The sequence below is a fragment of the Streptomyces sp. NPDC031379 genome, assembly GCF_055569615.1.
Window position 1 is genome coordinate 1 of record NZ_JBVIIT010000059.1, and the last position, 7,989, is coordinate 7,989.

Consider the following 7,989-nt stretch of genomic DNA (forward strand, 5'->3'; position numbering starts at 1 on the left):
GCAAGATGCTCGACGAGCGTCTCGGCAAGATCACCTTCTGGACGCTGTTCGTCGGCTTCCACGGCACCTTCCTGGTCCAGCACTGGCTGGGCGCCCAGGGCATGCAGCGACGGATCCCCGACTACCTGGCGGCGGAAGGGTTCACGACACTCAACACGGTCTCGTCGGTCTTCTCGTTCCTGCTCGGTTCGTCCCTGCTCCCCTTCTTCTACAACGTCTGGAAGACGGCCAGGTACGGGGAGCGGGTGACGACCGACGACCCGTGGGGCTACGGCCGCTCGCTCGAGTGGGCGACCTCCTGCCCGCCGCCCCGCCACAACTTCCTCACCCTGCCCCGCATCCGCAGCGAGTCCCCGGCGTTCGACCTCCACCATCCCGAGGTCCCGGCTCGAGAAAGGGAGTTGAGCGCGCCGTGACGACCGGCGAGGACCACGACCAGGGGGCCCGGGCCCTCGTCCAGGAGATCGAGGGCCATCTGCTGCTGGCCGCCGCGCGAGAGGAGGGCCGTACGGCGGCGGCCCGCGTCGCCTCCGGGCTCGGCTGGCTCACGGACGGCCAACGGGAGGAGTTGGAGCGGCGGTTCGAGGCGGAGTACCTTGCGCTGGCCCGTACGTCGTGGCGGCGCACCGCCGACCGCGCCGTGGAACTGCGGCAGGTGTACGAGGTGCGATACCGGGCGCTGCGGCAGCGGCTGGTGGCCTGGTGCGTGCTGGTCTGTGCCCTGCTGGCGGCGACGGGCCTGCTGGTGCTCGCCGCCGCCCAGGAGATGCTGCGACCGGGGTGAAGTCGGCGCTTCCGGGGCGTTGTTCGGCTGTCGGGGGACGGGGCGCGGGCCATACTGGGTGTCGTGCGGGTTGCGATCATGACGGCGGGCTCACGCGGCGATGTGGCCCCCTACACCGGACTGGGCCACCGGCTGCTCCGTGCCGGACACACGGTCACCCTGGTCACGCACGCTCGCTTCGAGCCGCTCGTGGCGGGCTCCGGAGTCGGGTTCCGCGCACTGCCGGTCGACCCCCGGGCGGAGCTGGAGTCGGCACGCGGCCGGGGGCTGCACCGCAGTGCGAGCGGCGCCGGAAAGCTGATGCGGGTCGTCGAGATGGCGCGGCGGCTGGTCGGGCGGATGACCGACGATCTGCTGGCGGCGGCCGCGGAGAGCGACGCCCTGCTGCTGTCGGCCTCCCTGGCCCCGCTCGGGCACACCATCGCCGAGGGCTTGCGGCTGCCCAGCATGGGCGTCTATCTGCAACCCCTCGCCGCGACACGGGAGTTCGCGCCTGCGGTGCTGGGGGGCGGCTCCTGGGGCGGGGCGGCCAACCGGGTCGCCGGGCACGGGGTGAGCGTCGCCGTGGAGCGGGTCTTCGCCGGCACCGTGCCCGCCGTGCGCGCCCGGCTGGGCCTGCCCCCGGTCCGGGCCGGTGCCGCGCGCCGGACGCGGGAGCGGCAGCGCTGGCCGGTGCAGCACGGTTTCAGCCCGACGGTGGTGCCCCGGCCCGGGGACTGGCGGCCGGGGCTGGAGGTGGGCGGCTACTGGTGGCCCCACGACAGCGGTACGCGACTGCCGGAAGTGTTGCGCGAGTTCCTCGACGCCGGTCCGCCCCCCGTCTTCGTCGGGCTGGGCAGTGCCACCGTGCCGGACGCCGGCCGGCTCAGCGCCCAGGTGGTCGCGGCCCTGCGGCGGGCCGGGCTGCGCGGGGTGATCCAGCGCGGCTGGGGCGGACTCACGGCCGACGGCGACGACATGCTCGCCATCGGCGACGTACCGCACGCGCCGCTCTTCCCGCGGATGGCCGCCGTGGTCCACCACGCGGGTGCGGGCACGACGGCGGCGGGACTGCGCGCGGGGGTGCCGGCCGTGCCCGTGCCGGTCCAGTTCGACGCCGGGTTCTGGTCCGCCCGGCTGATCGCGCTGGGCGTGGCGCCGGACGTCGTACCGCTGCGCCGCCTGACGGTGCCGGCCCTGGCCTCGGCACTGGTACGGGCCACCCGTGACCCGGCGTACCGGGAGCGGGCGCGGATCCTGGGCGCACGCGTCCGGGACGAGGACGGCGCCGCCCCCGTGCTCGAGGCCGTGGACCGGCTGGGCGGCTGAGCCGTCAGCCGGTGGTGAGCACCATCCGGAAGCGGGCCCGGCCGGCGAGCATCTTCTGGTAGGCCTCGGCCGCGTCGTCCAGCGGGACGATCTCGGTCATCGGGCGGATGTTGTGCAGGGCGCTGAACGCCATGGCGTCCTCCAGGTCCCGCGAGGTGCCGGAGGGGTGTCCACGGACGACGCGGGCGCCCATGATCAGCTGGAACGGGGTGATGCCCAGGGGCTCGGCGTCCGCTCCGATGACCACCAGTTCACCGCGGTGGGTCAGACCGTCCACGGTGGCCGTGATGGCCTCGGAGTGCCCGGCGGTGGCCAGGACGACCTTGGCGCCGCCGAGGGACTGCAACGCCTCGGCGACCGGGGTGCCGGAGGTGCTGTCGACGTAGTGGTGGGCACCGAGTTGCTTGGCGAAGTCCGCCTTCTCGGCACCCCGGGCGATGGCCACGGTCTCGAAGCCCATCGCGACCGCGTACTGCACGCCGAGGTGCCCCAGGCCGCCGATGCCCAGCACCGCGACCCGGTCGCCCGGCCCGGCGGAGCTGCGCCGCAGGCCGTTGAACGTGGTCACGCCCGCGCAGGCCAGGGGCCCCGCGTCGGTCGCGGCCAGCGCGTCGGGAATCCGGGCCAGGGCGTCGACGGGCGCGATCACCTGGTCGGCGAAGCCGCCGTCGTAGGCCCATCCGGGGACCCGGAGGCTGACGCAGACGATGAAGTCGCCCTGGCGGCAGGGGGTGCAGTGGCCGCAGCTGCCGCCGAACCAGCCGACCGCGACCCGGTCGCCGACCTGGTGTCCCCATTCCTGCGTGTCCTCGCCCAGTTCCTCGACCCGCCCGGCGATCTCGTGCCCTGGAACCACCGGGAACGAGATGCCCGGCACCGCGCCGTTCACGAAGAGGGCGTCACTGTGGCAGATCCCGCACGCCTCCACGGCGACCCGTACATGGCGGGGTCCCGGCCGCGGCACCTCCCGCTCCGCCAGCTCCAACGTGCCGCCCGCGGCCGTCACCTGTGCGACTCGGTAGGTAGTCATGGTGTCTCTCCGGAGAACGGGTACGACGGTCCCCCGCACCAGCAGACCAGCTCCCGGCCGATCCCGCGCGCCGAGCGGCCGGGATCGCGGACGGCCTGGTCCCTCCCGCCTGGACGGCCCGGCGTCCTCGGGACATCGGCCCTCGGGACATCGGCCTTCGGGGCGCAGCCGTCCCGCACGCCTCACCCCGCCCGGGGCCGCCAGCCCTCCGGGCGGAGCATCCCCAGCAGCAGGCGCACCAGCTCGTCCACCACCTCGTCCAGCGTGGCGTCCACCCAGCCGGCGCTCCAGTCGTGCAGGAGGCCGTTGACGCTGCCGATGAAGGCCGTGGCGGCGAGCCGGTAGTCGCGCGGCGCCGCCTCCCCTCGTGCCACCGCCGCGTCGGCCTCGGCGCGGATGAGGTCGACCCAGCGGGCCCGGCGGGCGAGGCGTTGCTCCTCCAGGCGCGGGCTGACGCCGATGATCTCCACGAAGGCGATGCGGATGCGGCGCGGGTCGCAGGTGACGTCGCGGGCGTAGGCCCGGAAGAGCACCGCGGCGCGCTCGGCCAGCGGCAGCCCTTCCGCCGTGGCGAGGGCGTCCAGCACGCCCTGTTCGGCCCAGCCGTTCACCTGGAGGTGCAGCGCGGCCAGGACGTCCTCGAGGGTGCGGAACTCCTCGTAGAACTGGCGCGTGGACAGGCCGGCGGCCTGGCTCAGCGCGGCGACCGTCGTCCCCCGGTAGCCGGGGGTGTCGCCGAACAGCCGGAGTGCCGCGTCCAGGAAGCGGCGGCGCCGCTCGGCCTGCCGTTCCTCGGCGGACCTGCCGCCGTAGCGGCCTGTGGGCGCCCTGAGCCTGCCCGTCACGCTGTCCCCCTCCGTCACGCCACCGGTCACCCAATCTTGTCGTGCACACATCTTGTCGAGAAGGCCACCCCCTCCTTACTTTTCAGTAAGTTCACTGTGAAAGCGCCCGTGTTCAGATTTCCCCGAGGAAGGAGAGCAGTCATGCCTGCCTCCAGAACCAGGCACCTTTGCTCCGTGGCCGCCGCCCTCGCCCTGGCCGCCGCCGGTCCGGCGACCGCCGCCTCCGCGGCCACCGGCACCTCCGCCGGACTGCGCGAGGTGCTGTTCGTCGGCAACAACTGGGACGGCACCGCCGACGTCATCAAGTCCTCCGGCGACTTCGCGAAGATCGGCCGGATCAGCGTCATCCCCGACAAGGACCAGCGGATGGCGGAGATCAACGCCGACCCCATCAAGTGGATCTACTTCCAGGCGATCCGCAACAGCGTCGGCGAGGGCCACGACCAGTTCGCCGACGACATGTACTCCACCCCGGACGGCCGGTCGGTCGTGGTGTCCCGGCCGAGCTTCGCGGACGTCGTCTCGATCGACCTGGCCACCGGAAAGGTCAACTGGCGATTCGCGGTGTCCGGTTACCGCGCCGACCACATGGCGGTCTCACCGGACGGCACCCGGGTCGCGGTGTCCGCCTCGACCGCGAACACCGTGCACGTGCTCGACATCGGCAGCGGCAAGCAGCTGGGATCGTTCGCCACCGGCGACAAGCCGCACGAGAACATCTTCACCAGGGACGGCAAGTACATCTGGAACATGTCCATCGGGGACGTCAACACCGCTTTGGACGACCCGGGCTGGGACTGGACCAAGGGCGACCGGCGGATCACGGTCGTGGACGCGACGACGTACAAGCAGGTCAAAGTCGTCGACATGCGTCAGCGGCTGGACGCGTTCGGGCTGAAGAACTTCTCCGACGCGGTGCGCCCGGCGGTCTTCTCCCCCGACGAGTCGAAGCTGTACTTCCAGGTGTCGTTCTTCAACGGCTTCCTGGAGTACGACGTCGCCACCGACAAGATCACCCGGAGCAAGACCCTGCCGAAGAACCCGGCGACCAGCGAGGACCGCACCACCTGGGTCAACGACTCGCGTCACCACGGCATTTCGATGAACCCCGAGGGCACGAAGCTGTGCGTCGCGGGCACCATGGACGACTACGCCACGGTCGTCGACCGTGCCACGCTCCAGGAGGGTCCGCTGGTCACGACGTCCAAGCCGTACTGGGCGACGATCAGCGGTGACGGCAAGGACTGCATCGTCTCCGAGAGCGGCGCCGACCAGGTGACGGCGATCGACTTCGCCACGGGGCAGAAGGTGACGTCGATCCCGGTCGGCGACCACCCCCAGCGCGTCCGGCTGGGACATGTGCAGGCCGACTGGACGGGCCCGAGCGGGAGTTGAGCGGTCGTACGGTCTCCGGGACGCCCCACTCGCCCGGAGGCCGTACGACTGTCGGTCACCAGCGCGCCGCCACCCAGGCGGCCAGCTCGGCCCGCGCCGCGTTCAGGAGGTCCGCCGGGGGCGCCGCCGTGGCGCCGTTGGTCACCAGCGCGTAGTGGTGGACGTCCGTGTCCGGGTCGGTGAGCAGCAGGCGGCGGCTGCCCGTGCCGCCCGGTTCGGGGGCCACGCCGACCGCAGTGGTGGCGCTGTACGCGGGCGGGGCGTACGCCGTGCCCAGGTCGGAGACGACGGTCGTGGACGCGGTGGGGAAGGAGACCGGCAGGTGCAGTTCGGTGGGTGCGCCGCCGCTGCCGGAGCGCCACACCAGCAGCCCGTACTGGCCCGAGCCCACCAGCTTCGCCACGTTCGGCAGCGAACCGGGCACCGGATTCCAGGTGAGGGTGGCCGAGCCGTCCCGGGAGCGGTCCTCGTAGGTGAAGGCGAGGGCCGTGCCCGCTGTGGCGCCCGGGTAGAGGCGGTCCAGCAGGCGGGCGTCCTGGCGCAGTGCGGCGTCGCCGGAGTCGTCGAGCCGCACGGGGGAGAGGTCCTCGTCGTTCCAGCCGTCACCGGCGCTGACCACCTTGCCGGGGTTGCCGTTCATCGACTCGTGGTGCCGGCCGCTGTAGAGGTCCCACTGCCACTGGGTGCCGGACAGCACCGGGCCGGACGCGGCCGGCTTCGTCCACCAGCTCGCCCCGGGGAGGCGGGAGTCGAGGGCCTGGTACATGGCCTTCAGGACGGTCGGCGCCTTGTCGGAGACCGTGCCGGACAGCGGGTGGCCGAACTCGCCGACCACGGCCGCGGTGCCGGCGGCCGCGGCACGGTCACGGACCGTGGCGAAGTCGCCGGCGTACTGGCCGTCGGCCGCCTTGCCCCACATCAGGATGCCGGAGATGGCCTTCTGGTCGTAGAAGTGGGTGTTGAAGACGTAGCGGGGGCCGAGCGTGCCCGTGTCCAGCAGACCGCCCTCCTGTTTCTGGGTGGAGATGTTGGCGTTCCAGTAGAGGTTGGGCTCGACGAGGGCGGGCTTGTCCTGCCAGCCGGCCGCGTCCATGTGGGCGCGGAACTTCTCGTAGAACGGCCAGAGCAGGTCGCGTTCCCAGGTGCGGGAGTTCTGCCCGGAGTCGTAGCTGCCCGCGTACGGCTCGTTGTACGGGTCGAAGCCGACGATGCCGTCGAACTCCGCCGTGTCCAGGTGCTGTCGGAGGTAGGACATGGTCGTCCGGGCGGTGGCGAGGAAGGCGTCCTGGAGGCCGTGGGCGTTGTGCCAGAAGTCGTACTGGGCCTTCTGCACGGCCGCGTTCTGGGTGATGTTCTGACCCCAGAAGAGGCAGATGCCGCAGAACTCCTTCGGATAACTCCCCGCCCGCACCGCCCACTCGGGAGCGCCGTCGCCCGTGTACCAGCTGCCCGTGTCGAACAGGTGGCGGGAGTACAGGTCCTGATGGAAGTCGGGGTAGACGCGGATGCCCGCGTCGAGGAACGCGCGCAGTTGCTCGGTGACGGCGGCCAGGTAGGCGGTGTCCACCTGGCCGCGCACCGGTTCGGCGTGTGCCCAGGAGAGCAGGAAGCGGACCGCGTTGCCGCCACCGAGGGCGCGCAGCGCGGTCGCGGACTTCCGGGCGTCGGCGACCGAGGCGAAGGGCAGACCGCCGTTCTCCTCCAGCTTGGTCTCGCCGGAGACGTTGTAGCCGCGCAGCACGATCTCGCGGCCCTGTCCGTCGGTGAGGCGGCCGCCCCGCACGGTGAGCGCGGTGCCGTCGAACCAGAGGGAGTCGGCGGGGGTGGCGGCGGTGGCGGGCGCGGTGCCCGTCATCGTCAGACTTCCGCACAGGACGACCAGGACAGCCAGCAGACGCACCCGGAGACTTGGCATGTCCCCTACAGTCCGGCGAGTCGCGGCAAGCGTCAATAGCATCTGACTCCTCGGTAACCGCCGGGAACTGACGCCGGCACACCCGAGGTGACGATCTCAGCCACTTGGCCTATGCTGCGGCTTGCACATCCGGGGGGCGGCTGGCCGTCAGGACGACCAGCACCGTGACACGTGCGCATCACCCACGCCATCTCAACTCGTGCTTCAGCATGCCGCCAGGCGTCCACGCCTGCGCGCGACTGCTGCCCGAGGCTGCCCGCAAGGGCCCGGATCGGCGCGTTTCCCCGGATCCCCATGGTCATCGGAAGGCAGAGAACGTCATGGCAGAACGGCAGTACCTCGGTCAGGGCACCAACACCTCCTGGGAGAAGTTCTGGTACGTCCTGGGTTGCATCTACTTCGGTGCCGCCTACTTCCAGAAGGTCCCGGTGAAGAAGGCGCTGAGCGAGTACGGGCTGGTCGAGATGACCGGGGCCGAGAAGTTCTGGTACGTCGTCCAGTGCATATTCTTCGGCGCCGGCTACTTCGCGAAGGTCACCATCAAGAAGGCGCTGTCCGAGGTGCAGAACGCCGGCGGAGTCCCCAGGGTCTGACGACGCCAGGGCGGCACACGGGCACGGGGGGGGGGGGGGGGGGGGGGGGGGGGGGGGGGGGGGGGGGGGGGGGGGGGGGGGGGGGGGGGGGGGGGGGGGGGGGGGGGGGGGGGGGGGGG

Annotated in this window: 8 protein-coding genes; 5 read left to right on the plus strand and 3 right to left on the minus strand. The window is 72.1% G+C overall.

Annotated features, from left to right (window positions below; all coding sequences use genetic code 11):
- The 3 genes from ACZ5CW_RS41005 to ACZ5CW_RS41015 form a co-directional block, all read left to right on the plus strand.
- Positions 1-416, plus strand: a 416-nt coding sequence (locus ACZ5CW_RS41005; protein WP_468610903.1) for a cbb3-type cytochrome c oxidase subunit I, incomplete at its 5' end; no start/stop codon positions are given.
- The gene (locus ACZ5CW_RS41010) at positions 413-784 is read left to right on the plus strand and encodes a hypothetical protein (protein ID WP_468610905.1); all 372 of its coding nucleotides are present in this window, start codon (positions 413-415) and stop codon (positions 782-784) included. The genes ACZ5CW_RS41005 and ACZ5CW_RS41010, both read left to right, overlap by 4 nt.
- 78 nt (positions 785-862) lie before the next feature.
- Complete coding sequence (locus ACZ5CW_RS41015; protein ID WP_468610917.1) at positions 863-2,092, plus strand: glycosyltransferase; 1,230 nt, start codon at positions 863-865, stop codon at positions 2,090-2,092.
- Positions 2,093-2,096: 4 nt separating this feature from the next.
- Here the strand turns inward: ACZ5CW_RS41015 and ACZ5CW_RS41020 are convergent, their stop codons facing one another.
- Positions 2,097-3,122 (minus strand): alcohol dehydrogenase, encoded by a 1,026-nt coding sequence (locus tag ACZ5CW_RS41020; RefSeq protein ID WP_468610907.1) that lies wholly within the window; start codon positions 3,120-3,122, stop codon positions 2,097-2,099.
- A 182-nt stretch (positions 3,123-3,304) separates the two neighbouring features.
- Positions 3,305-3,967: a TetR/AcrR family transcriptional regulator gene (locus ACZ5CW_RS41025; RefSeq protein WP_468610909.1), complete on the minus strand. Its 663-nt coding sequence runs from the start codon at positions 3,965-3,967 to the stop codon at positions 3,305-3,307.
- A gap of 141 nt (positions 3,968-4,108) precedes the next feature.
- Here ACZ5CW_RS41025 and ACZ5CW_RS41030 point away from each other — a divergent pair, with 141 nt between their 5' ends.
- The gene (locus ACZ5CW_RS41030; RefSeq protein WP_468610911.1) at positions 4,109-5,362 is read left to right on the plus strand and encodes a YncE family protein; all 1,254 of its coding nucleotides are present in this window, start codon (positions 4,109-4,111) and stop codon (positions 5,360-5,362) included.
- Positions 5,363-5,417: 55 nt separating this feature from the next.
- Here the strand turns inward: ACZ5CW_RS41030 and ACZ5CW_RS41035 are convergent, their stop codons facing one another.
- Positions 5,418-7,277, minus strand: coding sequence for a cellulase family glycosylhydrolase (locus ACZ5CW_RS41035; protein WP_468610913.1), 1,860 nt, complete (start codon positions 7,275-7,277; stop codon positions 5,418-5,420).
- 320 nt (positions 7,278-7,597) lie between these two features.
- Here ACZ5CW_RS41035 and ACZ5CW_RS41040 point away from each other — a divergent pair, with 320 nt between their 5' ends.
- Entirely contained in the window at positions 7,598-7,870 is a 273-nt protein-coding gene (locus tag ACZ5CW_RS41040) for a hypothetical protein (protein ID WP_468610915.1), read from the plus strand.
- The last annotated feature ends 119 nt before the right edge of the window (positions 7,871-7,989 follow it).